Here is a 25,421-nt window from a genome sequence, read left to right on the forward strand (position 1 = left end):
GCCAAGGAGGCCGCTGCCCGCCCCCGGCTTCACCCGGCCGCGGCCTCCTTGGCGGCGTGGTCGATGGCGGCCAGCTCCTCGGAGGTGAAGTCGAGCCGGTCCACGGCGGCCACGTTCGCCTCCAGCTGCTCCGGGCTGGAGGCGCCCACGAGCACCGACGTGACGCGCGGGTCGCGCAGGGCCCAGGCCAGCGCGAGCTGCGCCACCGTCTGCCCCCGCGACTCGGCCAGCTCCGCCAGCGTCCGCACGAACGTCAGCACCTGCGGCGTCACCCGGTCGGGCGTCAGGAAGCGGCCCTCGGCCGCCCGCGAGTCGGCCGGGATGCCGTCGAGGTAACGGTCGGTCAGCAGGCCCTGCGCCAGCGGCGAGTACACCACGCACCCGACCCCTTCGCGCTCCAGCACGCCCAGCAGCGACTCCTCGATCCTCCGGTCGAGCAGCGAATAGGGCGGCTGGTGCACCAGAAGCGGGGTGCCGAGGCCGCGCAGCAGCCGCGCCGCCTCGGCCGTGCTCTCCGGCGAGAAGTTGGAGACGCCGACGTACAGGGCGCGTCCGGTGCGGACCATGTGGTCGAGCGTGGCGACCTGCTCCTCCAGCGGGGTGTCCGGGTCCTCCCGGTGCAGGTAGAAGATGTCCACGTAGTCCAGGCCCAGGCGGGCCAGCGAGCGGTCGAGCGTGGCCAGCAGGTGCTTGCGCGAGTTGCCCTTGCCGTACGGGCCGTCCCACATGGGGTTGCTGCCCTTGGTGGTGATGACGACCTCGTCGCGCAGCGACCTGGGCAGGATCCGGCCCAGCGCCGACTCGGCGGCGCCGATCGGCGGGCCGTAGCGGTCGGCGAGGTCGAAGTGGGTGATGCCGAGGTCGAGCGCCCGGTGCAGGATGGCGCGCTGACTTTCGAGGGTCTTGCCCTCACCGAAGTTGTGCCACAGGCCGAGGGACACGGCGGGCAGGAGCAGGCCGCTGCGGCCGCACCTGCGGTACGGCTGACGTTCGTAGTCCAAGAGTGACCTTTCGCGGAAGATCCGGATTTGCCGTGCTCAGTTAAGCACTCTCTCCACCTCGTCCGCCGCCGCGGCGGCCCCTCCGGCGGCGGCCAGCTCGCCCCGCATCCAGCGCAGCCGCTCGCGTACGCGCTCGTCGCCGGCCACCTCCTCGACCGCCTGCCACAGGGCCGCGCCGGTGCTCCCGCCGGCGGGCAGTGCCTGGCCCAGGCCCAGCTCGGCGATGCGGTCGGCGTTGGCGCGCTGCTCGGCCATCTGCGGCACCGCCACCATGGGCACGCCGAAGTGCATGCTCTCCATCGTGCTGCCCATGCCCGCGTGGGTGACGAACGCCCGGGCGTGGCGGAGCACGGCCAGCTGCGGCACGTGCGCGTGCACCTCCACGTTGGGCGGGATCGGGCCCAGACTCGCCGGGTCCGCCCTGCCGACGGCCAGGACGACGTGCCAGGGCCGGTCGCGCGCGGCTTCCAGCACCGTACGGTAGAAATCCGGCCGCTCGTTGTAGGCGGTGCCCAGCGAGACCAGCAGCACCGGGCGCCCGTCGCCCGGCGGCTCCCAGCCGCCCTCGACGGTCCGCTCGCTCAGGCCCGGCCCGACGAACACGTAGTTGTCGCCGAACGTCTCGCCCGCGTACTGGAAGGCCCGCGGCAGCATCACCAGCCGGACCGCCGCCCGATCGCCCCGCAGGAACGCCTGCACGTCACTGAACCCCTCCTTGCACAGGAACCGGGCCAGGCGCATCCCCGTGCGCAGGAAGCCGAAGCTGAGCGGGTTGACCGTCGTGTACTCGTGGTGCATCGACCAGTGGTCGTTGTTGACCAGGTTGGGCCAGGTCTCGACCGAGGGCACCTGCCGGCGATCGGCCAGGATGCGCCCCCACCAGCACAGCGTGCCGTCGTGGACCACGAGGTCGGGCCGCTCGCCCCGGTCGAGCTGGGCCAGGGCGGCCTTGGTCTCCTCCAGCAACAGGCCCATGGCGCGGACCAGGCCAGGCTGCGCGACGTGGCGGCCGAGGCGGGCATGTCGCTCGGCTCCGTGCGGCACTACTTCGGCAGCAAGGACGAGATGCTCCGCTACGTGGTCCGCTACCTGGGCGAGCGCGTCACCGAGCGGATCGTGGCCGGGATGGGCGAGGCGGGGGAGCGCCCGAGCTGATCGGCGACCTGCGCGAGGGCGACCGGTGGCTGCACCAGCGGGTGGCCGAGCTGATCGCCCAGGGCGTCCGCGAGCCCGCCGAGGCGCTCGCCGTGGTCCGCTACCACCTCGACCGGCTGGCCGTTCTTTACTGATGTGTACATAACGCGCTAGCCTCCTGTCATGGGCAGGCCGCGTGAGTTCAGCCATGAGGCAGTGGTCGACGCCGCGATGGAGGTGTTCTGGGAGAAGGGGTACGAGGCCGCCTCCACCTACGACCTGTGCGCCCGCACCGGGCTCGGCCGCGGCAGCCTCTACAACGCCTTCGGCAGCAAACACCGCCTGTACGAGGCCGCGATCCGCCGCTACGCCGACACCTGGGCGCAGGCCCAGCTCGAGATGCTGGACCGCCCGGGGCCGGTCAAGGACCGGTTGCGGGAGCTGATGCTCGGCGTCATCGACGCCGACATGAACGACCCCGGCCGCCGCGGTTGCCTCGCGCTCAACGCCGCCACCGAGTCCAGTGGGCGCACCGAGTCCGTCGCCGCGCTCGTCCGCCGCCAGTTCACCGACCTGGACCAGGCCGTTCTGCGGCTGGTGCGGGTCGGCCAGAGCACCGGCGAGCTGTCGTCCAGCAGGCCGCCGGAGCAGGTGGCGCGGGCGTTCCAGAGCGCCTACTACGGGCTGCGGGTGCTCGCCAAGGTCACCGACGACCGCGACGCGCTGCTCGACGTCGTGGAAGGGGCCGTCGCCGCTCTGTGATCCCTTCCCCAAGGGGGTCGCGCCGTGTGCCGCACCAGTTCTGTACTGATCTGTAAAGAAAGTGGGAGTCATGAGACCTGCGGCCGTGCCGTCCTTGGTGGTGTGCGTGTTCGGCATCACGACCGGAGAGTTCGTCATCGCCGGCATCCTGCCCGGCGTGGCCCGCGACCTCGCGGTGTCCATCCCCGCCGCCGGGCTGCTGGTGACGGCGTACGCCATCGGGATGGTCGCCGGCGGGCCGCTGCTGACGGCGCTCACCACCAGGTTCCCGCGCAAGCCGCTCGTCATGGTCCTGCTCGCGGTCGCGATCGCGGGCAACCTCGCCTCCGCGCTCGCGCCCTCCTACCCCGTGCTCTTCGCCGCCCGGATCGTCACCGCCCTGGTGACCTCGACGTTCTTCGCCAACGCGGTCGTCATCGCGGTCTCCGCCGCGGCGCCCGACCGGCGGGCGTCGACCGTGTCGCGGCTGGTGTTCGGCATGAACCTGGCGATGATCCTCGGCGCGCCGATCGGCACGTTCATCGGCGAGCGGCATGGCTGGCGGGCCGCGTTCCTGGCCGTCGCCCTCTGCTGCGCGGCCGGGTTCGCGCTGACGGCGCGGCTGGTGCCGGACGTCCGCGACGCCGCCCCCGCCACCTCCGCCCTGGCCGAGCTGCGGGTGCTGCGCAAGCGTGACGTGCGGCTCGCCATCGCCGTGACCGCCGTGGCGAACACGGGGGCTGCTCATGGTCTTCACGTTCTTCGCGCCGCTGGCCACCGGCGTCACCGGGTTCGCCGCCGGGGCGGTCGCCGTCCTCCTGCTCGTGTACGGGGTCGGCGCGGCGGCCGGCAACCTCGCCGGCGGCCGGCTCGCCGACCTCGCGCCCCGGCGCTCGCAGCTCGGGCTGCTCGCTGCGCTCGCGGCCGGGCTCGTCGTGATGTGGGCGGTCAGCGGCAGCATGGCGGCCACCGCGGTGATGGTGCTCGCCGTCGGCGCGCTCGGGTTCGCGGTGATCCCCGGCATGCAGGCGCGGGTGCTCGCCACCGCCGCCGCCGCGCCGACCCTCGCCATGGCGGTGAACGCCTCCGCCTACCAGCTCGCCGCCGCCTTCGCGGGATGGCTGGGCGGCCGCGTCATCGGCACGGGCCTCGGCCTGCCCGCCCTCTACCTCGCCGGCGCCGCGGTCACCCTCGCGGGACTCGCCCTGAGCGCCTACGCCTGGCGCCACACCCACGTGCGGTCGGCGTCGCGCCCGTGACCCGCGCGCACCCCGCGGGCGGGGATGGGCCGACCTGGGCTTTGCGTAGCGAGGCGGGCCCGGAGCCTCGATGGGGCCGGATGCCGGGGGATGACGCCGCGACCTCCCGCTTCCCGCCCCGCCCGATGTAGTTCGAAAATCAACCAATTTTGCAGTTACGTGATGGTTTGAGGGGTCCCGTCAAGGCTGTGTGAAATGAGTGAATATTGCATGATTTGTCACGATTTGGGTGCTAGCGTCGTTTGTGGAAATCAACCAACGGGGGAGGAACCATGGCTAGTCCGCATGTGTCCCAGGTTGGCTTCCACCAAGGGGGATGCCCGCGCCGCTGGCGTCGCCGCCGCTCCTGCCGCCGCCGTCGCAGGTGGTGGGGTGGCTGGGGATTCTGGGACGACGACTTCTGGTGGTAGTCCAGCCCTGTGAGAGCCGAGCGGCTGAAGCCGCCGGCTCTCTTTCATGTCAGAGCGAACGTTTGAACGGCGCCAGCGCCGCGGCGACGGCGTCGTCGACCGTGTCGTGGATCGGGATGTGCGCCACCACGCCGGTGATCTCGAACAGCCGGGCGGGCAGCCGCTGCACGGCGGCCAGGTGGATCGCGCCGCCGTGCCTGAGACAGTCGGTGGCGCACGTCAGCAGCGCGTGCAGGCCCGAGCTGTCCATGAACGGCACCTCGGACAGGTCGAACACCACCGCGTCGGAGGGCGCGCGCCGAGCTTCGCTGAGGTAGCGCTCGATCTGCCCCCGGTTGGTGGCGTCCATCTCACCGCAGACGATGATCACTGTCACGCCGGTCAGATGCCGGTGCGCCAGCCTCAGCGACGGCATCTACGGGCTCACCGCCCGCGGAACATGCATCATCAACGAAGCATAATCCGTGGAGGTCGCCCGCGACATCCTGCTCACTCCCCGGGGCGGAGGAGTGACAACATCGTCTGGACCAGCACCCGCTCGACCTCGTCCGCCGCGAGCCGCCCCGCCTCCCGCTCCTGCGCGGCGCTGTGGACGACCGAGAAGAACACCGTCACCAGCCACGGCAGCGGCAGGTCCGTACGGAAGTCTCCCTCGCGCCGCCCCCGCGCGATGAGCCGCTCCACCCGCCGCAGCGGCCGCTCGTGGTGCTCGCGGATGCGCTCGGTGGCCAGGGTCCGGTCGGCGGCCAGGAACAGGCGGCGGTGCCGGTCGAGGATCTCCCACGCGCGGCCCAGCAGCCCGGCCATGGCCTCCGGAGCGGGCGCGGTGTCGATCGACTCGTCCTCCAGCACGTCGTCGGCCATGCGCACCGCGTGGTCGAGCACCGCGTCGACCAGCGCCTCGCGCGACGGGAAGTGACCGTACAGGGTGACCCGGCCGACCCCCGCGGCCTTGGCGATGTCCGCGACGCTGGCCGTCGGATCGGCGCTGAGCAGCCGCGTTCCCGCCTCCAGGATCGCGGCGATCGAGCGCTCGGCGTCCGCGCGCCGGGCCGGTACGGGCTGTCGTGCAGCCGTCTTCACCATATGCCCACCCTACGACCGTGCCTGGTCGTGCGGGTCCGGGGGCAGGAGGCTTACCCCTGACGGGACGTCGCGGGCCTGGCCGCCGAGGCCGCCGCGCACGCCGAACGCGGCACCGACCCGGCCGACCCCGCAGTCCAGGAGCTCGCGCGCCGCTGGAGCGCGGCGGTGGCGGACCTCGCGGGAGACGTCCCCGGCGCGGCCTCGGCGATCTACCGCAAGATCGAGGCGGAGGGGGCCGAGACGGCGACGAAGGGCCTGCTGACCACCGCCGCGTGGCACTGCCTGCAGCGCGCGTTCGCCGTCGGCTTCCCCACGGCCTGAACGGCGCCGGTCAGAGCTCCAGGGCCCGGTCCATCAGCGACTGGAGGGTGACGGCGCCGACGAGGCGTTCGTTCTCGACCACGGCGACGACCGGGCTGCGGGTGCGGGCCATCAGCGCGGCCAGCTCCAGCACGGTGGCCGTCGTGTCGGCCACCGGCAGCTCGCGCGGCTGCTCCGGCAGGCACTGGCGGACGGTCTTGCCGTCGAGCCGGTGCAGGAACCGGTCGGCGTGGGCCTCGTCCACCACCCGGGCCAGCGCCGGGTCGTCCTGGCAGTAGCCCGGCACGGCCAGCCGCAGCACCTGGGTGCCGGGCAGGATGGTGAGCGGCCGCCCGTCACCGTCGACGAGGATCAGCCCGGGGAGGTCCTGCTCGGCCAGCAGCCTGGCGGCCTCTATCGCGGGGGTGTCCATGGTGACCGTCGGGTACTCGACGGCGAGATCGCGTGTGCGCATCGGTGGCCTCCGTCACCAGCCTAGCCAACGGGCTCCGCCCGCGGCCTACGGCAGCTCGGCGAAGCGCTCGACCTGCTCGGTGCGGCCCGAGACGAGCACCACGTCGCCGTAGGACAGCTCGGTGTCGGCCGTGGCGTAGGTGAAGTCCTCGCCGGAGGGCTTGACCGCCACGATGGTGACGCCGTATTTGCGGCGCAGATTGGAGCGGCCCAGGGGCACGCCGACGTACTCCTTGGGCGGGGTGGTCTTGGCCAGCGCGAAGTTCTCGTCGACCTGCATGTAGTCGAGCATGCGCCCGCTCACCAGGTGGGCCACCCGCTCGCCCATGTCGTGCTCGGGGAAGACGACGTGGTGGGCGCCGATGCGGCTCAGGATGCGGCCGTGCTGGGTGCTGATCGCCTTGGCCCAGATGTCGTTGATCTCCAGCTCGACCAGCAGCGACGTGGTCAGGATGCTGGCCTCGATGTCGCTGCCCACCGCGACCACCGCCTGGTAGAAGTCGGGCACGCCGAGCTGGCGCAGCGCCTCCATGTCGGTGGCGTCGGCGGTCGCGATCTGGGTGATCTGTCCCGCGAGGCTCTGGGTGATCTTCGGCCGGTTGTCGATGGCCAGGACCTCGGTGCCGCGCCGGGTGAGCTCCAGCGCCAGCGACGTGCCGAACCGGCCCAGGCCGATGACGACCACCGGGTCGCCCTTGTACTCAGCCAACGATGACTCGCTCCTCGGTGTGGCGCCCTCATGGGATCCTCCGGCGGGGCTCCGGGCGCAGGGCCCTACCGTAACAGTGCCCCGGAGGGCCACCGTACTTACCCGTCCTTGACGGCAAAACCATGCGATCTTGAGGGGCGGCATGTGACACCGTGGGGGACATGTCAGATGAGTCGTCCCTGCCCATGACGGTCGACGAGGCGATCGCGGCGGAGAGGTCCGGCCGTCGCCTCAAGTACCTCTTCTTCTGGGGCCACCAGCCCGCGCGGGACGGCGGCGTGGGGCCCGGATGCCTCAGCCAGTGGTGGCCGGTCACGTTCACCGAGGACGGGCGGACGTACGCCTCCGCCGAGCACTACATGATGGCGCACAAGGCGTGGCTGTTCGGGGACGAGGAGAGCGCCGCCGGGATCCTCGCGGCGGGGCACCCGGGAGAGGCCAAGGAACTCGGCCGTGCCGTGCGCGGCTTCGACCAGGCCACCTGGGAGAGGCACCGCTTCGACATCGTGGTGCGGGGCAACGTGGCCAAGTTCGGGCAACATCCGCCGCTCAGGGACTTCCTGCTGGGCACCGCGAACCGGGTCCTGGTGGAGGCGAGCCCGCGCGACCGCGTGTGGGGGATCGGCCTCACGGCCGCCGACGAGCGGGCCGCCTCCCCGGCCACCTGGCAGGGCCTCAACCTGCTGGGCTTCGCCCTGATGGCCGCCCGCGCCACCCTGCGCGCCCGCGCCTGACACCCCCGCCCGCGGGCGGGGTCAGGACGGGAAGCGGAGGTAGCGGGGCGGGACGTGGTCGGCCAGCCAGACGCCGTTCGCGCTGCGCCGGAACGCGTGCCCGTCGCGGTGCATCGCGCCCGCCGCCACCACCAGCACCACGGGCGCACCCCGCCGGGCGCCCACCCGCGTGGCCGTCTCCCGGTCCGGCGACAGGTGCACGTGGTGCCGGCTCATCGGCCGCAGGCCCTCGTCGCGGATCGCCGCCACGAACCGCCCGACGGTGCCGTGGTAGAGCACCTCGGGCGGCTCGGTGACCGGCAGGCCGAGGTCCACCGGCACCGAATGCCCCTGGTTCGCCCGGATCCGCCCGTCCTCGAGCGTGTAGCGGCGCTTGTCGTTGGCGGCCACCACCTCCCGCAACTCCTCGGCGGAGATCGGGAACCCGTGCTCGGCGGCGGCCCGCAGCAACGCGTCCGCCTCCACCCAGCCGGCGGGGTCGAGCACGAGCCCGATGCGTTGCGGATCGTGGCGCAGATGCCGGGCCAGGTATTTGGAAATGCGCGTCATGCGCCGCTCGTCCATCGATGTCATCGTGCCTCGCACCGGCCGTGCGGCCAAGCGGATTACGAAAGAGTCTCAACGTTCCCGCCACGCCGGGCGGGCATGAGATTTTCTCCCGGTGACCGCGCAGATCCCGGACACGATCGACATCGCCGGTGGCCGCCATGCCCTGGCCGCCGTCGACGGAGATCCGCTTTTCGACCCCGTCGAGCACGACCTCGTCCCGGGGCCGTTCCACACGGCCTGCTACCGCGGCTACGTCTGCTCGTACACGACCGAGCACGACCGCCTGGCGCTGCGGGAGCTGACGCTGGGCCCGCACGCCACGGTGGCCGGCCGCCCGATCGGCCGCGGCGTGACGGTGTTCGGCACGGAGGTCGCCGAGAATCCCGGCGACGGCTCGTTCACCGCGGCCCCGCTGGAGGTGGCGGTGCCGTTCTCTGGCCGGCTGCTGGCCGGGCGCGACCTCGTGGAGGACGCCGACATGGGCTTCGTCCCGGGCTGGAAGTACGCGCACGTCGTCGAGCTCGTCCTCGACGCGGGCCACGTGGTCGCCCGGCGCGACCGCTCGGCGGAGGTCGCCGGCATACGCGCCGCGATCCTCGAGGGCGTCATCCCGGACCCGGACGGTGACCCGCGCGGCGCCGGCTGGGTCAGGCGCACGTTCACCCTCGCCTACGACCGCACCTTCCCGCCCGGCCACCGGTAGGCCGGCCGCGCCCGGCGGCCGGAAAACCCGGTGAGGGCACGAGAGGCCGAACACTACGATGAAGGCCGTTGTCCCCGACACCGGGTGGGGTGCCGGACTTCATGGCCGTGAGCATGCACGACGTGGCGCGGGTCGCCGGTGTCTCCCAGCGCACGGTCTCCAACGTCGTCAACAACTACGAGTTCGTCCGCCCGGAGACGCGCCAGCGCGTGCTCGACGCCATGGCCAGGCTCGGCTACGTCCCCAACCCGGCTTCATGGAGGCCGTCTGGTACCGCCGTACGGTGACGATCCCGGCCGAGTGGGCGGGCCGCCGGACGCTGCTGCACTTCGGCGCCGTCGACCACGACGCCACGGTGTGGGTGAACGGCGTCGAGGTGGCCCGCCACCGCGGCGGCTTCTCCCCGTTCACCGCCGACCTGTCGGCCGTGGCGCGCCCCGGTGAGGACGCCACCGTCGTGGTACGCGCCCGCGACCCCGCCACGGGCCCCAGGCGCGCGGCAAGCAGTCCACCCGGTACCGGAACTTCGACTGCCTCTACACCCGTACGACCGGGATCTGGCAGACGGTGTGGCTGGAGCCCGTCCCCGAGGTGCACCTGCGCCCGCCCGCGCATCACGCCCGACGTCGCGCCTCCTTCACCGTCGTCGTCCCGCTGTCCGGCAACCGTCCCGGCAGCGCGGTCCGCGTGACCGTCGCCGTCACGGACACCGTGGGCGCGTACGCCGGGCTGCGCTCGATCGCGATCGACGGCAGACGCGTGCTCCTCAACGGCCGCCCGGTCTTCCTGCGGCTCGTGCTGGACCAGGGGTACTACCCGGACGGCCTCATGACCGCGCCCAGCGACGCCGCGCTGCTGCGGGACATCGAGCTGTCGATGGCGGCGGGCTTCAACGGGGCGCGCCTGCACCAGAAGGTGTTCGAGGAGCGGTTCCTCTACCATTCGATCATCGGCTGGTGCCCGCTCAACGAGACCAGCCAGCCGATCGACGACCACGTCACCCGGCTCGACGACGTCGCCCGCGGCATGTTCCTGGCCACGAAGCTCGCCGACGCCACCCGCCCCGTTCTACGACTCCCACAACTACGAGCAGGACCCCGCCGCGTTCGCCGGGCAGCTGAGCGGTCTGGGCAAGAACGACCCCTTCGTCAACGGCGCGCCCGACCGGCCCATCTCCGTTGCCTACCGCGGCCAGCCGTACTTCGTCAGCGAGTACGGCGGCATCTGGTGGAACCCCGAGCTCGCCGGGACCGAGCAGGAGGACGCCAACCGCGAGAGCTCCTGGGGGTACGGGCAGCGGGTGCGCACCGAGGAGGAGTTCCACGCCCGCTACGCCGGCCTGACCGAGACGTTGCTGAACGACCCGGACATGTTCGGCTACTGCTACACGCAGCTGACCGACGTGCTCCAGGAGCAGAACGGCATCTACCGCTTCGACCGGACGACCAAGCTCGACGTCGAGCGCATCCGCGCCGTGCAATCCCGCCCCGCCGCCTGCGAACGGTGACTCACGTTCACGGAGAACGGGCGCCGCGTCACACGTGCGCCCAGGGCGGAGGGGGCTCCGACTCGGCGAGCCAGCGCGGCGGTGGCGGCGTGCGGGAGCCGACGATCCCGCCGACGATCGCACACGTCGTGTCGACGTCGCCGCCGGCCGTGGCCGTCGTCCAGAACGCGGCGGTGAAGTCGCCCAGGTTGCGGGCGGCGGCCCACAGCGTGAAGGGGACGGTGTCCTGGGCGGAGACCTCGCGGCCGTTGCCGAGGGCCCGGGCGGCGAGCACCGGGTCGCTGATCGTCAGCAGCCTGCGCGCCTGAGCGATCCCGTCGCGTACGAGGCCGGGCGGCGTGTGGCCGAGCACCTGGTCGATGAGCCCGCCGGGGGTCGGCCGCGGATCGCCGGCGGCGACGGCCGCGGCCACCGCGACGGCGATCGCGCCCGCCACCGCCTCGGGATGCGTGTGCGTGACCTCGGCCGACAACCGCGCCTGCGCCGCCGCCCGCGGCAGGTCGCCGGCGAACCACGCGCCGAGCGGCGCCACCCGCATGGCCGCGCCGTTGCCCCACGACCCCTTGCCGTCGAACAGCTCGGACGCCAGCGCCCGCCAGTCGCCGCCCTCGCGGACGAGGCGCAACATCCGCCCGGTCGCGGGGCCGTACCCGCGGTCGAAGTCGTGGTGGGCGGCGAAGGAGGCGGCGAGCAGATCCTGGTCGATGCGGCCGCGTTCGGCCAGGACGCGGTGGACGGAGCAGGCCATCTCGGTGTCGTCGGTCCACTGCCACGGCCCCGGCGGCAGCGACCGCTCGGCCAGGGCCGGCCGGTTGCCCGGAACGAAGAACTGCGACCCGAGAGCGTCACCCACGAGCAGCCCGCGAAGGGAGGCGGTCGCCCGCTCCAGAGGATCTCCTGCCATCGCCGCCCATTGTGGCACGCGGCGGATGACGGGGGTCACGCGTCGAGGGTGAGCGCGAGGCGGCGGGGCAGGCCGGTGTTGCGACGGTGGCCGAGGCGGTGGACGGCGAGCTCCAGGGCCTCGCGCTGGCCCACCAGGACCACCCACGCCTTGGCACGGGTCACCAGGGTGTAGAGCAGCTTGCGGCGCAACATGATGCCGCCGGACTCGGCCACGATCGGCGCCACCACGAACGGGTATTCGCTGCCCTGCGACCGGTGCACGCTGATCGCGTACGCGTGGGTCAGGTCGTCGAGCTCGTCGAACCCGTAGCGCACGGTCTCGCCGTCGTCGGTGCGGATCTCGATCACGCGCTCCTCGGGCACCACCGCCGTCACCGTGCCGGTCTCTCCGTTGAAGACGCCTTTGTCGTAGTTGTTGCGGATCGGCATCACCCGGTCGCCGACCCGGAACACCGTGGACCCCGACCAGTGCTCGGGCTTGTCGTCGGCCGCCGGGTTGAGCCGTTCCTGGATGAGCCGCCCGAGGGCCGTGGCGCCCGTCTCGCCCTTGCGCATCGGACACAACACCTGCACCTGACCCGGCGGGACGCCCTGCTTGCGGGGGATCGCCACCATCGCCAGGTGGGCCACCCGCTCGGCCACCCGCACGGGGTCGTCGAGCTCCTCGAACCAGAACCCGCCCCCGCCCGGCAGCGCCGGCAGCCGCCCGGCCCGGACGCGGTGGGCGGCCTCGACGATGCCGCTGCCGGACGCCTGCCGGAAGACGTGGGTGAGCTGCACGCGCGGGACCGCCGCCACCCGCAGCAGGTCGGCCAGGACGTCGCCGGCGCCGATGCTCGGCAGCTGGTCGCTGTCGCCGATGAGCAGCAGGTGGCTGCCGGGCCGCACGGCGGCGGTGAGCCGGGTGGCGAGGTGGAGGTCGAGCATGGACGCCTCGTCGACGACGACCAGGTCGGCCTGCGCGGGCCGCTCGTCGAAGAGCGTCTCGGGGTCGGGGTCGGCCTCCTGCTGGGCCAGCATGCGGTGGACGGTCATCGCGGGCATGCCGGTCAGCTCGGACAGCCGCTTGGCGGCCTTGCCGGTCGGCGCCGTGAGCGTCACCGAGCCGCCCGCGGCCCGCACGGTGGTCGCGATGGCCTTGACCGTGTGGCTCTTGCCGCAGCCCGGCCCGCCGGTGATGACCGACACCGTGCTCGTCAGCGCCATGGTGACGGCCGCGCGCTGGTCGTCGTGGAGCGAGGGATCCTCCTGGTAGGCGCGCAACGGCAGCGTCGAACGCGCCCGCAGCAGGGCGGCGAGCTGCGCCGCCAGCGCGACCTCGCGGCTGTGGACGTGTTTCGCGTACGCCACCACCTGGCCCGGCTGGTCGGGTGCCGCCTCCAGCACCAGCCGCCGCTCGGCCGCCAGCGCGTCGACCACCGGCCGCACCAGATCCTGGTCCTGCTCGATCAGCTCGGCCGCCTGCCTGACCAGCGCCGACACCGGAACGTAGCAGTGGCCGTCGCGGCTGCCGGCCGCCTCCAGCCGGTCGAGCAGCGCAGCCTTGACCCGCTGGGGGCTGCGCTCGGGCACCCCCGCCTGCAGCGCGATCCGGTCGGCGACGCGGAACGCGACGCCCCTGACCCGCCCGATGAGGCGGTAGGGGTCGGTGGCGAGCACCTCGTCGGCGTCGGAGCCGAACGCCTGGTAGATCTTCGCCGCCAGCAGCGGGCTGACGCCGAGCCCCTGCAGCGTCACCATCAGCGCGGCGATGGCCTTCTGCTCCTGCCACGCCTGCACGATCTGCGCCTGCCGCAGCGGCCCGATGTTGACCACCTCGGTGAGCCGCTCGGGCTCGGCGTCGATGACCTTGAGGGTGTTCTCCCCGAAGTGGTCGACGATCGCGTACGCCAGGCGCGGCCCGATGCCCCGGATCAGCCCCGACCCCAGGTAGACGCGGATCGCCCGCACCGACGACGGCGTGACCCGCTCGCACCCGGTGACGGCGAAGCGCCTGCCGTGACGCGCGTGCGTGCTCCAGTCGCCGAACAGCCGCAGCGTCTCACCCGGCTGCACGCCGGCCAGCGCCCGCCCGGTCGCCACGAAGCCGGGCACGCCGTCGGCGCTCATGCGCGCCACGGTGTACGCGTCGTCGCGGACGTAGACGAGCTGCTCGACCGAAGCCTCCACGGCACCGATCCAACCACCCCGCACCGACAGATCCGGCACCGACCAACCCGCTCACATGGCCGTCGGGTACGTCTCCGGCTCGGCGTCGGCGGCGGGCTCGCCGTGCAGCGGGCGCACGGCGGTGGTCTCGTCCACCCACAGGAAGGCGTCGTAGCGGCGGCCCACGATGGTCGGCACGTAGTTGCCCCACCGCTCCCGCTCCGGCCGGTAGACGACGCCGATCGCCCGGTGCGCCATCGGCTCGTCGTACCACTCGGCCCGCAGCCCGGCGGGCGGCACCAGGAACAGGGCGTCGTGGCCGCGCAGCGCCTCGTGCAGCAGCGCCTCCAGCGACGCCGAGCGCGCCGGCGGCACCGGCATCCTCCGGTGCGGGGCGCCCCACCGCTCGCCGGCCATGACCGTGCCCCGGTGGGTGCCGAAACCGATGAGCACGACGTCCTCGCGGTGCCGTTCGCGGACCAGCTGCCCGAGGCTGGTCAGCCCGGCGGCGGCCATGTCGGTGGCGCGGGCGTCGCCGACGTGCGTGTTGTGCGCCCACACCACGCCCCTGGTCCCGTGGAAGTCGGCCAGCCGGTCGAGGGTGTCGGCCATGTGGACGTCGCGGATGTTCCAGGAGTCGGGCCCGCCGCGCACCATGGCCCGGTAGTAGCGTTCGGCCCCCGCGACGACCTCGGCGTTCTGCCGCACCCCGAGGCCGCCCTCGCCGCCCGGCGCGGTGCCGGCCACCCCGGCCAGCATGCTCACCACCTCGTCCTCGCAGCTGTCCGGCACCAGGCGGGTCTCCAGCCCGTACCGCTCCGCGTCGTGGCCGTAGGACTCGAAGCAGCGCATGGCCTCCATCACCGTCTCCATCTGCTCCGGCAGGTGGGCGGCGGCGTAGCGGCGGACGGCGTGCAGCGAGTCCCACAGGCTGTAGACGTCCAGGCCGTGGAAGCCGCAGCGCTCCCCGGGCGGCCGGCCGGCGTTCCAGCGCCGCAGCCAGCGGCAGAAGTCCACGACCTCCTCGTTGGCCCACATGAACGTCGGCCAGCGTTCGAAGGAGTACAGGGCCTCGAAGGGGTCGGCGCCGGTGGTGACCGCGTGGTGCACGCGCCGGCAGTCGGGCCAGTCGCCCTCGACCGCGACGAAGCCGAACCCCTTCTCGGCGATCAACCGGCGGGTCAGCTCGGCCCGCCAGGCGTAGAACTCGTGGGTGCCGTGGCTGGCCTCGCCGATCAGCACGAACGTGGCCTCGCCGACCCGTTCGACCAGCGGGCCGAGGTCCTGCGCAGCCATGAGCGGGAGCGCCGCGCGGCGTATCTCCGCGAGGTCCGTCATGCCGCGTCCTCCTCCGCGAGGACCCGCAGGCATTCGCGGGCGAGCTGCAGCTCCTCACGCACCTGCACCACCAGGACGGGCACGGCGGCGCCCTCCGCGCTGACCGCCCCGTCGTCGGTGCGGTTGCCGAGCACGGGCGGCTCGACGCCGAGCAGGCCGAGGCGGCGGCACACGGCCTCGCGCACCTCGGGCTGGTTCCAGCCGATCTCGCCGGTGAACACCAGCGCGTCGATCCGGCCGAGCGAGGTGGCCGCGGCGGCGATCTCCCGGCTCACCCGGTGGGCGAACACGCGCAGCGCCAGCGCGGCGGCCTCGTCGCCGTCCCGTTCGGCCGCGACCAGATCGCGGGTGTCGCCGGAGCGCCCGTCCGACAGGCCGAGCAGTCCGGAACGGCGTTGCAGCCCCTCGGCCAGCTCCTCGACCGACAGGTGGCCTTCCGACAGCAGCCACACCAGCATCCCCGGGTCCACACTGCCCGAACGCTTGCTCATGGGCAGCCCGTCCAGCGGCGTGAAGCCCATCGAGGTGTCCAGGCTGCGTCCGCCGGAGACCGCGCACACCGAGCAGCCGCCGCCCAGGTGCGCCAGCACGAGGCTCAGCTCGTCCGCCGGACGGCCGAGCAGCTCGCAGGCCCGGTCGGCGGCCCAGGCGTACGACACGCCGTGGAAGCCGTAACGGCGCAGGCCGTGCCGCTCACGCCACTCGCGCGGCAGCGCGTACGTGGCGGCGGCGTCCGGCAGGCCGGCGTGGAAGGCGGTGTCGGGGCAGATCACGTGCGGGACGGCCGGCAACTGCTCGCGGGCCGCCTGCAGCAGGGCCAGCGAGGGCGGCAGGTGCAGCGGGGCCAGGCGGATCAGGCCGCGCAGGGCGTCCGCCGTCTCGTCGTCCGCGACAGTGGGCTGCCGCACCAGGTCGCCGCCGTGCACCACGCGGTGCGCCACCGCGCGGACGTCACGGTCGAAGTGGCCGCCGAGGAACGACGCCAGATCCTCCCGGGCCGAGCCGGGCTCGGCCGCCCGCTCGCTGCGCGCGCTGTCCAGCACGCACCCGCCCTGGACGAGGTCGAGGCGCAGGCTCGACGAGCCCGCGTTGACCGTGAGGATCGCCGCCGGCTCACTCATCTCCTCGCCCGCTGCCCAGCCCATGCCGCCCGGCTACCCGCCGGCGTCCCGGCGAAACGAACGCCTGGAACGTCCGGAACCATCGGCTTTACCGGGGTCAGGGGTTGTCCCCTCTGCCCCTCGGGTAGTCGTGCGCCTATGGAAATCACCCTGCAGGTGAACGGCAGACCACGCACGGTGGACGTCGACCCGCGGATGTCGCTGCTGGACCTGCTCCGCGAACGCCTCGGGCTCATCGGCGCCAAGAAGGGCTGCGACCACGGGCAGTGCGGCGCCTGCACGGTCCTGATCGACGGTCGGCGCGCCCTGTCGTGCCTGGCGCTGGGCGTGGCGGTGGACGGCTCCGAGGTCACCACCGTCGAGGGGCTGGCCGACGGCGACGAGTTGCACCCCCTGCAGGCCGCCTTCATCGAGCACGACGCCTTCCAGTGCGGCTACTGCACGCCGGGCCAGCTCTGCTCGGCGGCCGGGATGCTGGGCGAGCCCGGCCCGAGCGCCGTCACCGAGGACCTCCTCGTCGATCCCGGCCTGACGCCCGAGGAGATCAGGGAGCGCATGAGCGGCAACCTGTGCCGGTGCGGCGCGTACGTCAACATCGTCACCGCGATCTCCGAGGTGGCCCGGTGAAGCCCTTCGACTACACCCGCGCCGCCAGCGCGGCCCAGGCCGTGCGCGAGTACGCCCCCGGCACCATGTACCTCGGCGGCGGCACCAACCTGGTCGACCTCATGCGGCTGGGCGTGGCCGAGCCCGACCGGCTGGTCGACGTCAGCCGCCTGCCGCTCGACACGATCGAGTCCGTACGCGACCGCGTCCGCGTCGGCGCGGCCGTGCGCAACACCGACCTGGCGGTCGACCCGATGATCCGCGCCCGCTACCCCATGCTGGCCAGGGCGGTGTTGACCGGGGCGTCCGGGCAGGTGCGCAACGTCGCCACGGTGGCCGGCAACCTGCTGCAGCGCACCCGCTGCGCGTACTTCCAGGACGTGACGAGGCCGTGCAACAAGCGCCGCCCAGGCTCCGGCTGCCCGGCGATCGCCGGCGACCACACCAACCTCGCCATCTTCGGCGCCTCGGAGGCGTGCGTGGCGACCCACCCGTCCGACATGGCGGTGGCCCTGGCCGCGCTCGAGGCCGAGGTGCACGTCACCGGGCCGGGCGGCGACCGCATCATCCCGATGCCGGGGCTGCACCGCCTGCCCGGCGAGGAGCCGGAACGCGACACCGTCCTCGAACCCGGCGACCTCATCACCGCGGTGGAGCTGCCGCCCCCGCCCACCGGCGCCACCGTCTACCGCAAGGTCCGCGAGCGGGCGTCGTTCGCGTTCGCGCTGGTGTCCATCGCCGCGGTGCTGGACGTCGGCGAAGACGGCGTGGTCGCCGGCTGCCGCATCGCCCTCGGCGGCGTGGCGCACGCGCCCTGGCGGGCCGAGCGCGCCGAGCAGGCCCTGATCGGCGGGCCCGCGACCGGGGAGGCGTTCCTGCGGGCCGCCGAGGCCGAGCTCGAACAGGCCGGTCCGCTGCCACGCAACGCCTACAAGGTGCCGCTGACGCGCAACCTGATCGTCTCCACGCTGGAGGGGCTGGCATCGTGAACCGCATCGAGGGCCGCGTCAAGGTCACCGGCCTGGCGACGTACGCGGCGGAGTACCCGGTCGAGAACGTCACCTACGCCTTCCCCGTGCAGTCGCAGATCGCCAAGGGCCGCGTCCGGCACGTGGACGCCCAGGCCGCGCTCGCCATGCCGGGTGTGCTCACCGTGTTGTCCGGAGAGGACCCGCCGCCGCTCGCCTCCGGCGCCGGCGAGCTGGCGCTGTTCCAGAGTCGCGAGGTCGCCTACCGCGGCCAGATCGTCGCCGCCGTGGTCGCCGACACCTACGAGAACGCCCGGGCCGCCGCCGCGGTCGTCCGCGTCGACTACGACCCCGACGACCACGACGTGAGCCTGCGCGCCGACCACCCCGGCCTCTACAAGCCGGACCACGTCAACCCCGCCTACCCGACCGACACCGAGAAGGGCGACATCGAGGCCGGCCTGGCGCGGGCGGCCGCCGTCGTCGACGTCACCTACGAGACGCCCGTCCTGCACAACAACCCGATGGAGCCGCACGCGGCCCTGGCCTCCTGGGACGACGAGGGCCGGCTCCTGGTGTACGACACCGCGCAGGGCACCACGTTGAGCCGGAACACCCTGGCCAAGGTGTTCGGCCTGCCGAAGGAGCGGGTGCGCGTGGTGTCCCGGCACGTCGGCGGCGGATTCGGCTCCAAGGGCACCACCCGGCCGCAGGCGGTGCTGGCCGCGATGGCCGCCAGAGCTGTCGGCCGCCCGGTCAAGCTCGTGCTGACCAGGCAGCAGATGTACGACGTCACCGGCTACCGCACGCCCACGATCCAGCGGCTGCGCATCGGCGCGGACGCCGAGGGCCGGCTGACGGCGCTGGAGCACGTCGCCTACGAGCAGACCTCCACCCTGGAGGAGTTCGCGGAGCAGACCGCCACCCCGACCCGCATCATGTACGCCGCGCCCGCGCTGCGCACCGCGCACCGCCTGGTCCGGCTGGACGTCGCCACCCCGTCGTGGATGCGCGCCCCCGGCGAGTGCCCCGGCATGTACGCGCTGGAGTCCGCGCTGGACGAGCTGGCCTACGCCCTCGGCATGGACCCGGTCGAGCTGCGGATCGTCAACGAGCCGGAGACCGAGCCCGACAGAGGGCTGCCGTTCAGCTCCCGCAACCTGGTGGGCTGCCTGCGCGAGGGCGCCCACCGCTTCGGCTGGGAGCAGCGCGACCCGGCGCCGGGCGTCCGGCGCGAGGGGGAGTGGCTGATCGGCACCGGCGTGGCCGCCTCCACCTACCCGGCCCGGCGCAGCCCGTCGAAGGCCAGGGCCGTGGTCCAGGACGACGGCGACGTCCTCGTCCAGGTGGCCGCCGCCGACATCGGCACCGGCGCGCGCACGGCGCTGACCAGGATCGCGGCGGAGGCGCTGGGCCTCGCCCCGGAGCGGGTGCACGTGGAGCTGGGCGACAGCGACCTGCCCGAGGCGCCCGTCGCGGGCGGCTCCATGGGCACCGCGTCGTGGGGGTCGGCGGTCGTGCGCGCCTGCGAGGAGCTCAAGAGCGACGGCAGGGAGGGCACCGCCGACACCACGGAGGAGGTTCAGGGGGACGCCGCGTTCTCCCGGCACGCGTTCGGCGCCCAGTTCGCCGAGGTGCGGGTCAGCTCCGTCACCGGCGAGGTGCGCGTCTCGCGCCTGCTCGGCGTCTTCGCCGCCGGCCGGATCGTGGACGCCAAGCTGGCCAGGTCGCAGTTCATCGGCGGCATGACGATGGGCATGGGCATGGGGCTGATGGAGGAGACGCTCACCGACGAGGAGTTCGGCGGCTTCCTGCGCCGCGACCTCGCCCAGTACCACGTGCCCGCCTGCGCCGACGTGCTGGACGTGGAGGCGGTCTGGCTCGACGAGCGCGACTCCGAGCTCAACCCGATGGCCAGCAAGGGCATCGGCGAGATCGGCATCGTCGGCACGGCCGCCGCCATCGGCAACGCGGTCTACCACGCCACCGGTCACCGCGTGCGCGAACTTCCCATCACGCCGGGCAAGATCTTGATGTTTTAGCCTTCCTCGGCAAGGAAGAAGAAGTCTCTCGTTGGCAGGCGGGAGGCGGGACACGTGAAGAACGAGTCGCACGAGGAGCGCGCGGACCGGAACTTCGTCGAATTACTGCAGGGCGCGCGCGTCGCGGTGACCGGGGTGCAGGTGCTGTTCGCGTTCCTGCTGACGGTGCCGTTCTCCTCCGCGTTCGCCCGGCTCGACCAGACGGACCGGTGGTTGTACTACGCGGCGCTGGTCAGCGCCGCGGTCGCGTCGATCTGCTACATCGCGCCGACCGCGCAGCACCGCGTGCTGTTCCGCCAGGGCCGCAAGGAGACCCTGGTACGCCGCTCCAACTTCTACGGCATCTTCGGCGCGCTGGCCCTGGCGGTGTCGATGACGACGTCCACCATGTTCGTGATCGACTACCTGTTCGACGCGGTGCTCGCCTGGATCACCGCGGGCGCGCTCGCCGCGCTGTCGTTGTGGACGTGGTTCGGGCAGGCGGCGCTCAACCGCTCGGATCACTCGTCCGGCGAGCCGTCGTCGCCGGCGGACTGACCGCGGTGGTCGGCCCGCGCCACCATGTACGCCGCCACCGACACGGTGACCACCTGCGCGGCCCCCACCAGCAGCAGCGGCCCGGCGTAGACCCAGGAGGGCCGGTGCAGCCACATCGCCAGCAGCACCATCAGCACGCCGAGGACCTGCGGCTTCGTCCCGGCGTGCATGCGGTCCAGGGTGGTGCCGAAGCGCATCAGCCCGACGCCCGCCGTCAGCGCGAGCGCCGCCCCGGTCAGCAGGCACACCGCCGCAGCCACGTCGAACGCGCTCACCGGGATCTCCCCGAGTAGAACCGCGCCAGCGACACCGCGCCGACGAACCCCAGCAGCGACAGCACCAGCAGGATCGGCAGGTCGGAGTAGTCGTCCCTGGCCACGGCGAACGCCCCGACGCCGCACATCGACAACGCCGTCAGCACGTCGAGCGCCACCGCCCGGTCCAGCATCGACGGCCCGCGCGCCAGCCGGTAGAGCGAGGCCGCCGCCCCGCACGCCAGCAGCACGAGCGTCACCACGTACACCGCCGTCATCCGAGCTCCTCCCGGTCGCGGCGGGTGCCGAACGCCCGCACGATCCGCGACTCCAGCTCCGCCACGTCCGCCCGCGCGATCTCCGTCGCGTCCTCCCGCCGGCCCAGGACGTGCACCACCAGCTCCCGCTCGTCCACCTCCAGGACGAGCGTGCCGGGCACCGTGCTCAGCGCGACCAGGATCAGCACCACCATGGAGTCGGACGTCGTCCGCAGCGGCGTGCGGACGATCTGCGACGGCGGCCGGCCCGGGTGCGCCACCCAGAACACCACCCGCGCGGTCGAGAGCACGAGGTCCCAGGCGAACCACACCAGGAACACCACGAGCGCGACCGGCCGCAGCCGCAGCCCCGGGTCCAGCACCGGCATCGGCAGCAGCCACGTCACCACGAGCCCGGCCACCAGCCCGCCGAGCACGTTGCCCACCGACAGGTCTCCCCACAACGTCACCCACACCGCCGCCAGCCAGGCCACCAGCACCAGCGGCACCCGCCGGCCGAACAACCGCGGCGCCAGCCGCTCAGGGTTCACTCCTGCCTCCCCATGACGGCCGAGATGTACGGATCGCGCGCCATCAGCTCGCCGGCCGCGCGCTGCGCCAGCCCCGACAGCGGCCCCGCCAGCACCGTGAACGTCAGCCCGAGCGCGACCAGGGCCGTCACCGACAGCGGCAGCGCCGCCGGCAGCGCGACCGTCGTCACGGTCGGCTCCTCACCGGTGGCCTCCTCGCTCTCCACCACCGTGCCCACCCGGTCCTCGCGCGGGAGACGCCAGAACGCCTTGCCCCACGTCTTCGCGACCGCGTACAGCGTCAGCAGGCTCGTCACCAGGCTCCCGGCCACCAGCGTGAACGCGTGCCAGCCGCCGGCGCCCAGCCCGGCCTGCACGAGCATGAGCTTGCCCAGGAACCCCGACAGGGGCGGGATGCCGGACAGGTTCATCGCGGGCACGAAGAACAGCACGGCGATCAGCGGCGTCGCCTTCATCAGCCCGCCCAGCCGGTTCACCGACGTCGTGCCGGTGCGCCGTTCGATCATGCCCGCCACCAGGAACAGGGTCGTCTGCACGGTGATGTGGTGCACCACGTAGAAGATGGCCCCCGCCAGGCCCGCCACCGTGGACAGCGCGACGCCGAACACCATGTAGCCGATGTGGCTGACCAGCGTGAAGGAGATCATTCGTTTCATGTCGGTCTGCGCGACCGCGCCCAGCACCCCGACCAGCATCGTGGCCAGCGCCACCCACATCAGCAGCCCCGCCACCGGCCCGCCCGGGAACAGCAGCGCCTCCAGCCGGATGATCGAGTAGACGCCGACCTTGGTGAGCAGCCCGGCGAACACCGCCGTCGCCGGGGCCGGCGCCGTCGGGTAGGAGTCGGGCAGCCACGCCGACAGCGGGAAGATCGCCGCCTTGATCGCGAACACCAGCAGCAGCGTCAGCTCCACCAGCAGCTTCACCTGCTCCGGCAGGCCGCCGAAGCGCACGGCGAGCTGCGCCATCGACAACGTCCCCGTGGCGGCGTACGTGATGGCCAGCGCGATCAGGAACAACATCGACGAGGCCAGCGCCATCAGCGTGTACGTCGCCCCCGCCCGGATCCGCGACTCCGTGCCGCCGAACGTCAGCAGCACGTACGAGCCGCTCAGCAGCAGCTCGAACGCCACGAACAGGTTGAACAGGTCGCCCGACAGGAACGCGTCGCTCACCCCCGCCACCATCACGAGGAACGCCGGATGGAAGATCGCCATGGGAGCGTCGTGCTCCTGCCGGTCGTAGGCGTTGGCCACCGAGTACGCCATCACGCACAGCGTCACCGCCTGCGAGACCACCAGCACCAGCGTGGACAGCCGGTCGGCCACCAGGCTGATCCCGACCGGAGCGGCCCAGCCGCCGATCTCCGTCACCAGCGGCCCGTTCCTGTCGGCCGCGACCAGCAGCACCACCGACACCGCCAGCGTCACGCAGAGCGCGCCGAGGCTGATGAACGCCTGCAGGTGGCGCAGCCGCCCCCCGATCGCCAGCTTCACCCCGGCCGCCAGCAGCGGCAGCAGCACGGGCACACAGATCAGGCTCTCCAGCGACACGGGGTCAGTCCTCGCCTTCCAGCTCAGGATCCTGCGCCAGGGCCTGCCGCTCCCGCTCCTCCCTGATCGCCGCCCGCATCTGACGGCGCGCCTCCCGCTGGCGGGCCTTGAGCCGCCTGCGCAGGTCCCGTTCCCTGGCCGCCTGCTCCTCCCGGCCGCGCGTGTGCTCCTTGCGCAGCTGCTCGATGCGCTCCTCGTTGTCCATGGCGGCCTGCTCCGCGCGTAGCCCGGCCTCCTCCAGGCGGCGGTGCAGCTCCTCCTCCGGCACGCCCTCCTCGCGCAGCCCGCGCGACCACTCCTCCAGCTCGGTGTGCACGCGGGAGATGCGCTGCTCCAGGTCGGCCTCCTGCAGCCGCTCCCGCTCGGCCTGCTCGGCCTCCAGATGCGCCAGCTCGGCCCGCTGCTCGGCCACCAGCCGCCGGTAGGCGTCGCGGCGGGCGCGTACGGCGTCGCTCAGCTCGCCGCGCCGCGAGCGCAGCCGGATCCGGCGGTCCTCGGTGTCGTCCTGGACCTCGTCGGTGCCGGACAGCTGCCACGTGCGGTGGACCAGCGCCAGCAGGAACGCCGTCACGCCGAGGGTGATGACGATGGCGGTGAGCACCATGGCCTGCGGCAGCGGGTCGGCCATGCCCGCCGTGCCCACGAAGGGCGGCCGGCCGGCGTCGCCGGCGGAGGTGACGATGAGCAGGTTGACCCCGTTGCTCAGCATGATGACGCCGGTCAGCACCCGCACCAGGCTCCGTTCGAGCAGCAGGGTCACGCCCGCGGCGATCAGCGCGCCGCAGGCCAGGAAGGGCAGCAGGGAGATGCTCACGACTCGCCCTCTGCGTCGATCTGCCGGTCCAGCTCGGCGCCGAGGCCGCGCAGCACGTCCTGCACCATGCCGACCACGGAGACGTACACGCCGAGGTCGAAGATCAGGTTGGTGGACAGGTGCAGGTGACCGACGAGCGGCACGGTCACGTCCGTGGCCAGCATCTCCAGGGCCGCGCGGCCGAACAGCAGCCCGGCCAGCGCGGTCGCCGTCGACAGCGTCAGCCCCACCCCCATGAGCACGCCCGCGTGCATCGGCACGGCCGCGGCCAGCTCGTTCCTGCCGCCCGCCAGGTACCGCACGGTGATCGCCAGACCGGCCACGATGCCGCCCGCGAACCCGCCGCCGACCCCGCTGTGCCCGATGAACAGCAGGAACACCGACAACACCAGCACCGTGTGGAACGTCAGCGTGGCCACCACCTCGAACGCCAGCGCCCACTGCCCGCGCGGAAGCGTGGAGGCCAGCCAGTGCGGCCCCCGGTCCCGCCGCGCCCGCGTCCCGGCCCGCTCGATCCGGTACGTCGTGCGCCGCAGGAACACCAGGCTCGTCACGCCCAGCGTGAGCACGACCAGCACCGCGCTCTCGCCCATCGTGTCCCAGGCGCGGATGTCCAGGATGATCGCGCTGACGATGTTGCTGATGCCCTGCCGCTCGGCCGCCGCCCCCATGAACTCGCCGACCGGCCGCGTCGTCCGCGCGCTCATCGCCAGCATGGCCCCGCCCGTCGCCACCACGCCGACCGCCAGCCCGAGCGCCAGGCGGAACCGGAAGCGCAGCCGTCCCCTCGGCGGTTCGATCGGCAGCCGCCGCAGGACCAGCGCGAACATCACGAGGCTCAGCGTCTCGGCCAGGAACTGGGTCAGCGCCAGGTCGGGGGAGCCGTGGGCGAGGAACAGCAGCGCGGCGCCGTACCCGGTCATGCCGACGACGACGGCGAGCGCGATGTAGGCCCGGGTGAACAGCGCCAGCACCGCCGCCGCGATCAGCAGCACGGCCACGATGGGCTGCTCCAGCCGCTGCCAGGCCACGACCGGCAGTGCCAGGTGCGGCGCGCCGCCGTACGCGACGGAGAACAGGCCCACCCCGACCGTGGTCGCCAGCGCGAGCACCAGGTAGTCGGGCAGCGAGCCGCGCTGGACGAACCCGGTGGCCTGGACCGCGAACCGGTCCAGCCGCCGTACGGCCGCCCAGAACAGCCGGGAGGAGTCCACCGCGTGCAGCGCCGCCCCGACCCGCGCCAGCGGCTCCCCGGCCAGGAACAGCAGCGCCCCGGCGGCCAGCGCCACCGCCGACAGCAGCAGCGGGAGCGAGAACCCGGCCCAGAGCACCAGGTGCGTCTCGTGGCCCGGGTCGCGGAAGGTGCCCGTGTAGCCGGACATCGCGCCCGCATACCAGGAGGCCAGGGGCGCGAGCAGCAGCCCCAGCACCGACAGCAGCGCCGTCGGCGCGTGCATGACGGCCGGCGTCCCGTGCACCTCGCGCGCCGCCACGCCCGGCTTCGCGGCGAACGCCCCCCACAGGAACCGCAGCGTGTACGCCGCGGTCAGCGCCGACCCCGCCACCACGCCCGCCAGCGCGAACGGATCCTCCAGGAACGCCTCCAGCGCCGCCTCCTTGGCGACGAACCCGGCCAGCGGCGGCAGCCCGGCCATCGACGCGCCCGCGAGCACGGCCGCCGCGCACACCCACGGCATCCGCCGGCCCACCCCGCTCAGC

31 protein-coding genes and 2 pseudogenes are annotated in these 25,421 nt (G+C 73.1%); 14 read left to right on the forward strand and 19 right to left on the reverse strand.

Features of this window, described 5'->3' with window-relative positions; all coding sequences use genetic code 11:
* Positions 1-29: 29 nt before the first annotated feature.
* Together C1J01_RS25995 and C1J01_RS26000 are read right to left on the reverse strand one after the other, a co-directional pair.
* Positions 30-1,001 (reverse strand): aldo/keto reductase, encoded by a 972-nt coding sequence (locus C1J01_RS25995; protein ID WP_111181595.1) that lies wholly within the window; start codon positions 999-1,001, stop codon positions 30-32.
* A gap of 36 nt (positions 1,002-1,037) precedes the next feature.
* Positions 1,038-2,045 carry a macrolide family glycosyltransferase gene (locus tag C1J01_RS26000; protein ID WP_268958747.1) on the reverse strand — a complete coding sequence of 336 codons (1,008 nt, stop codon included), beginning with the start codon at positions 2,043-2,045 and terminating at the stop codon, positions 1,038-1,040.
* On the opposite strand from C1J01_RS26000, the gene C1J01_RS52385 reads away from it, so the two are divergent.
* The 4 genes and pseudogenes from C1J01_RS52385 to C1J01_RS52395 all read left to right on the forward strand — a co-directional run bounded on the left by C1J01_RS52385 (position 2,004) and on the right by C1J01_RS52395 (position 4,135).
* A complete protein-coding gene (locus C1J01_RS52385; protein WP_235854669.1) occupies positions 2,004-2,156 on the forward strand; it encodes a TetR/AcrR family transcriptional regulator in 153 nt (50 codons plus the stop codon). The genes C1J01_RS26000 and C1J01_RS52385 overlap by 42 nt on opposite strands.
* A gap of 162 nt (positions 2,157-2,318) precedes the next feature.
* Positions 2,319-2,897 (forward strand): TetR/AcrR family transcriptional regulator, encoded by a 579-nt coding sequence (locus C1J01_RS26005; protein WP_111181597.1) that lies wholly within the window; start codon positions 2,319-2,321, stop codon positions 2,895-2,897.
* A 70-nt stretch (positions 2,898-2,967) separates the two neighbouring features.
* Positions 2,968-3,540 (forward strand): annotated as a pseudogene (locus tag C1J01_RS53810) (MFS transporter); the annotation flags it as partial.
* Between the two features lie 82 nt (positions 3,541-3,622).
* The gene (locus tag C1J01_RS52395; protein WP_235854671.1) at positions 3,623-4,135 is read left to right on the forward strand and encodes an MFS transporter; all 513 of its coding nucleotides are present in this window, start codon (positions 3,623-3,625) and stop codon (positions 4,133-4,135) included.
* A 459-nt stretch (positions 4,136-4,594) separates the two neighbouring features.
* Here the strand turns inward: C1J01_RS52395 and C1J01_RS26015 are convergent, their stop codons facing one another.
* Both C1J01_RS26015 and C1J01_RS26020 read right to left on the reverse strand, forming a co-directional pair.
* Positions 4,595-4,960 carry an STAS domain-containing protein gene (locus tag C1J01_RS26015; protein ID WP_111181598.1) on the reverse strand — a complete coding sequence of 122 codons (366 nt, stop codon included), beginning with the start codon at positions 4,958-4,960 and terminating at the stop codon, positions 4,595-4,597.
* 74 nt (positions 4,961-5,034) lie between these two features.
* Positions 5,035-5,631 carry a TetR/AcrR family transcriptional regulator gene (locus tag C1J01_RS26020; protein ID WP_111181599.1) on the reverse strand — a complete coding sequence of 199 codons (597 nt, stop codon included), beginning with the start codon at positions 5,629-5,631 and terminating at the stop codon, positions 5,035-5,037.
* Positions 5,632-5,796: 165 nt separating this feature from the next.
* Between C1J01_RS26020 and C1J01_RS50115 the strand changes: the two genes are divergently transcribed.
* Positions 5,797-5,952: a hypothetical protein gene (locus C1J01_RS50115; RefSeq protein WP_181448967.1), complete on the forward strand. Its 156-nt coding sequence runs from the start codon at positions 5,797-5,799 to the stop codon at positions 5,950-5,952.
* 10 nt (positions 5,953-5,962) lie between these two features.
* Here C1J01_RS50115 and C1J01_RS26025 read toward each other — a convergent pair whose 3' ends face one another.
* Together C1J01_RS26025 and C1J01_RS26030 are read right to left on the reverse strand one after the other, a co-directional pair.
* Positions 5,963-6,406, reverse strand: coding sequence for a CBS domain-containing protein (locus tag C1J01_RS26025; protein ID WP_111181600.1), 444 nt, complete (start codon positions 6,404-6,406; stop codon positions 5,963-5,965).
* A 45-nt stretch (positions 6,407-6,451) separates the two neighbouring features.
* Positions 6,452-7,114 (reverse strand): potassium channel family protein, encoded by a 663-nt coding sequence (locus tag C1J01_RS26030; protein ID WP_235854672.1) that lies wholly within the window; start codon positions 7,112-7,114, stop codon positions 6,452-6,454.
* A 161-nt stretch (positions 7,115-7,275) separates the two neighbouring features.
* Here C1J01_RS26030 and ybiA point away from each other — a divergent pair, with 161 nt between their 5' ends.
* Entirely contained in the window at positions 7,276-7,848 is a 573-nt protein-coding gene (gene ybiA / locus C1J01_RS26035) for a riboflavin biosynthesis intermediates N-glycosidase (RefSeq protein WP_111181601.1), read from the forward strand.
* Positions 7,849-7,869: 21 nt separating this feature from the next.
* On the opposite strand, the gene C1J01_RS26040 is transcribed toward ybiA, so the two are convergent.
* Complete coding sequence (locus C1J01_RS26040; RefSeq protein WP_111181602.1) at positions 7,870-8,412, reverse strand: RNA 2'-phosphotransferase; 543 nt, start codon at positions 8,410-8,412, stop codon at positions 7,870-7,872.
* Positions 8,413-8,509: 97 nt separating this feature from the next.
* Here C1J01_RS26040 and C1J01_RS26045 point away from each other — a divergent pair, with 97 nt between their 5' ends.
* The 3 genes and pseudogenes from C1J01_RS26045 to C1J01_RS52405 form a co-directional block, all read left to right on the forward strand.
* Positions 8,510-9,100, forward strand: coding sequence for a hypothetical protein (locus C1J01_RS26045; protein ID WP_111181603.1), 591 nt, complete (start codon positions 8,510-8,512; stop codon positions 9,098-9,100).
* Between the two features lie 68 nt (positions 9,101-9,168).
* Positions 9,169-9,387: a LacI family DNA-binding transcriptional regulator gene (locus C1J01_RS52400; RefSeq protein ID WP_438943133.1), complete on the forward strand. Its 219-nt coding sequence runs from the start codon at positions 9,169-9,171 to the stop codon at positions 9,385-9,387.
* Positions 9,357-9,548, forward strand: a pseudogene (locus C1J01_RS52405) (sugar-binding domain-containing protein); the annotation flags it as partial. The gene C1J01_RS52400 and the pseudogene C1J01_RS52405, both read left to right, overlap by 31 nt.
* Positions 9,549-9,714: 166 nt before the next feature.
* Here C1J01_RS52405 and C1J01_RS52410 read toward each other — a convergent pair.
* Entirely contained in the window at positions 9,715-9,870 is a 156-nt protein-coding gene (locus C1J01_RS52410) for a hypothetical protein (protein WP_235854674.1), read from the reverse strand.
* A 165-nt stretch (positions 9,871-10,035) separates the two neighbouring features.
* The gene (locus C1J01_RS53185) at positions 10,036-10,158 is read right to left on the reverse strand and encodes a hypothetical protein (protein WP_268958748.1); all 123 of its coding nucleotides are present in this window, start codon (positions 10,156-10,158) and stop codon (positions 10,036-10,038) included.
* A gap of 242 nt (positions 10,159-10,400) precedes the next feature.
* Here C1J01_RS53185 and C1J01_RS52415 point away from each other — a divergent pair, with 242 nt between their 5' ends.
* The gene (locus C1J01_RS52415) at positions 10,401-10,607 is read left to right on the forward strand and encodes a hypothetical protein (protein ID WP_235854673.1); all 207 of its coding nucleotides are present in this window, start codon (positions 10,401-10,403) and stop codon (positions 10,605-10,607) included.
* 28 nt (positions 10,608-10,635) lie between these two features.
* Here C1J01_RS52415 and C1J01_RS26055 read toward each other — a convergent pair whose 3' ends face one another.
* The 4 genes from C1J01_RS26055 to C1J01_RS26070 are packed head-to-tail and all read right to left on the reverse strand — an operon-like array spanning position 10,636 to position 16,144.
* Positions 10,636-11,511, reverse strand: coding sequence for an ADP-ribosylglycohydrolase family protein (locus C1J01_RS26055; protein WP_111181604.1), 876 nt, complete (start codon positions 11,509-11,511; stop codon positions 10,636-10,638).
* A gap of 35 nt (positions 11,512-11,546) precedes the next feature.
* Positions 11,547-13,682: an SF1B family DNA helicase RecD2 gene (gene recD2, locus C1J01_RS26060; RefSeq protein WP_220040099.1), complete on the reverse strand. Its 2,136-nt coding sequence runs from the start codon at positions 13,680-13,682 to the stop codon at positions 11,547-11,549.
* A 51-nt stretch (positions 13,683-13,733) separates the two neighbouring features.
* The gene (locus C1J01_RS26065; protein WP_111181605.1) at positions 13,734-14,999 is read right to left on the reverse strand and encodes an erythromycin esterase family protein; all 1,266 of its coding nucleotides are present in this window, start codon (positions 14,997-14,999) and stop codon (positions 13,734-13,736) included.
* A complete protein-coding gene (locus tag C1J01_RS26070; protein WP_111181606.1) occupies positions 14,996-16,144 on the reverse strand; it encodes an acetate/propionate family kinase in 1,149 nt (382 codons plus the stop codon). The genes C1J01_RS26065 and C1J01_RS26070 overlap by 4 nt, the downstream gene beginning before the upstream one ends.
* 114 nt (positions 16,145-16,258) lie before the next feature.
* On the opposite strand from C1J01_RS26070, the gene C1J01_RS26075 reads away from it, so the two are divergent.
* Genes C1J01_RS26075 through C1J01_RS26090 form a run of 4 tightly spaced genes read left to right on the forward strand, consistent with a single transcriptional unit; the run spans position 16,259 to position 20,273 of the window.
* Positions 16,259-16,747 (forward strand): (2Fe-2S)-binding protein, encoded by a 489-nt coding sequence (locus tag C1J01_RS26075; RefSeq protein WP_111181607.1) that lies wholly within the window; start codon positions 16,259-16,261, stop codon positions 16,745-16,747.
* On the forward strand, positions 16,744-17,715 hold the full coding sequence (locus tag C1J01_RS26080; protein ID WP_111181608.1) for an FAD binding domain-containing protein: 972 nt from the start codon (positions 16,744-16,746) through the stop codon (positions 17,713-17,715). The genes C1J01_RS26075 and C1J01_RS26080 overlap by 4 nt, the downstream gene beginning before the upstream one ends.
* A complete protein-coding gene (locus tag C1J01_RS26085; RefSeq protein WP_111181609.1) occupies positions 17,712-19,736 on the forward strand; it encodes a xanthine dehydrogenase family protein molybdopterin-binding subunit in 2,025 nt (674 codons plus the stop codon). The genes C1J01_RS26080 and C1J01_RS26085 overlap by 4 nt, the downstream gene beginning before the upstream one ends.
* Before the next feature lie 54 nt (positions 19,737-19,790).
* Positions 19,791-20,273, forward strand: coding sequence for a DUF6328 family protein (locus C1J01_RS26090; protein WP_111181610.1), 483 nt, complete (start codon positions 19,791-19,793; stop codon positions 20,271-20,273).
* Here the strand turns inward: C1J01_RS26090 and C1J01_RS26095 are convergent.
* The 6 genes from C1J01_RS26095 to mbhE form a co-directional block, all read right to left on the reverse strand.
* The gene (locus C1J01_RS26095) at positions 20,237-20,548 is read right to left on the reverse strand and encodes a cation:proton antiporter (RefSeq protein WP_111181611.1); all 312 of its coding nucleotides are present in this window, start codon (positions 20,546-20,548) and stop codon (positions 20,237-20,239) included. The genes C1J01_RS26090 and C1J01_RS26095 overlap by 37 nt on opposite strands.
* On the reverse strand, positions 20,545-20,805 hold the full coding sequence (locus C1J01_RS26100; RefSeq protein ID WP_111181612.1) for an MrpF/PhaF family protein: 261 nt from the start codon (positions 20,803-20,805) through the stop codon (positions 20,545-20,547). Before C1J01_RS26100 ends, C1J01_RS26095 begins: the two co-directional genes overlap by 4 nt.
* Complete coding sequence (locus tag C1J01_RS26105; RefSeq protein ID WP_111181613.1) at positions 20,802-21,335, reverse strand: Na+/H+ antiporter subunit E; 534 nt, start codon at positions 21,333-21,335, stop codon at positions 20,802-20,804. The genes C1J01_RS26100 and C1J01_RS26105 overlap by 4 nt, the downstream gene beginning before the upstream one ends.
* Entirely contained in the window at positions 21,332-22,882 is a 1,551-nt protein-coding gene (locus tag C1J01_RS26110; protein ID WP_111181617.1) for a Na+/H+ antiporter subunit D, read from the reverse strand. Before C1J01_RS26110 ends, C1J01_RS26105 begins: the two co-directional genes overlap by 4 nt.
* A gap of 10 nt (positions 22,883-22,892) precedes the next feature.
* Complete coding sequence (locus C1J01_RS26115) at positions 22,893-23,702, reverse strand: Na(+)/H(+) antiporter subunit C (protein WP_111181614.1); 810 nt, start codon at positions 23,700-23,702, stop codon at positions 22,893-22,895.
* On the reverse strand, positions 23,699-25,421 hold a 1,723-nt coding region (mbhE, locus tag C1J01_RS26120; RefSeq protein WP_146615723.1), incomplete at its 5' end, for a hydrogen gas-evolving membrane-bound hydrogenase subunit E. The genes C1J01_RS26115 and mbhE, both read right to left, overlap by 4 nt.

This window comes from Nonomuraea aridisoli (assembly GCF_003236395.1).
GTDB lineage: Bacteria > Actinomycetota > Actinomycetes > Streptosporangiales > Streptosporangiaceae > Nonomuraea > Nonomuraea aridisoli.

Bases quoted from the DNA above. Each gene is read 5' to 3' on its own strand.
- C1J01_RS26005 (WP_111181597.1), top strand. From the start codon at position 2,319: ATGGGCAGGCCGCGTGAGTTCAGCCATGAGGCAGTGGTCGACGCCGCG.
- C1J01_RS52395 (WP_235854671.1), top strand. From the start codon at position 3,623: ATGGTCTTCACGTTCTTCGCGCCGCTGGCCACCGGCGTCACCGGGTTC.
- C1J01_RS26015 (WP_111181598.1), bottom strand. From the start codon at position 4,960: ATGCCGTCGCTGAGGCTGGCGCACCGGCATCTGACCGGCGTGACAGTG.
- C1J01_RS26020 (WP_111181599.1), bottom strand. From the start codon at position 5,631: ATGGTGAAGACGGCTGCACGACAGCCCGTACCGGCCCGGCGCGCGGAC.
- C1J01_RS26025 (WP_111181600.1), bottom strand. From the start codon at position 6,406: ATGCGCACACGCGATCTCGCCGTCGAGTACCCGACGGTCACCATGGAC.
- ybiA (WP_111181601.1), top strand. From the start codon at position 7,276: ATGTCAGATGAGTCGTCCCTGCCCATGACGGTCGACGAGGCGATCGCG.
- C1J01_RS26040 (WP_111181602.1), bottom strand. From the start codon at position 8,412: ATGGACGAGCGGCGCATGACGCGCATTTCCAAATACCTGGCCCGGCAT.
- C1J01_RS26055 (WP_111181604.1), bottom strand. From the start codon at position 11,511: ATGGCAGGAGATCCTCTGGAGCGGGCGACCGCCTCCCTTCGCGGGCTG.
- C1J01_RS26065 (WP_111181605.1), bottom strand. From the start codon at position 14,999: ATGACGGACCTCGCGGAGATACGCCGCGCGGCGCTCCCGCTCATGGCT.
- C1J01_RS26070 (WP_111181606.1), bottom strand. From the start codon at position 16,144: ATGGGCTGGGCAGCGGGCGAGGAGATGAGTGAGCCGGCGGCGATCCTC.
- C1J01_RS26075 (WP_111181607.1), top strand. From the start codon at position 16,259: ATGGAAATCACCCTGCAGGTGAACGGCAGACCACGCACGGTGGACGTC.
- C1J01_RS26100 (WP_111181612.1), bottom strand. From the start codon at position 20,805: ATGACGGCGGTGTACGTGGTGACGCTCGTGCTGCTGGCGTGCGGGGCG.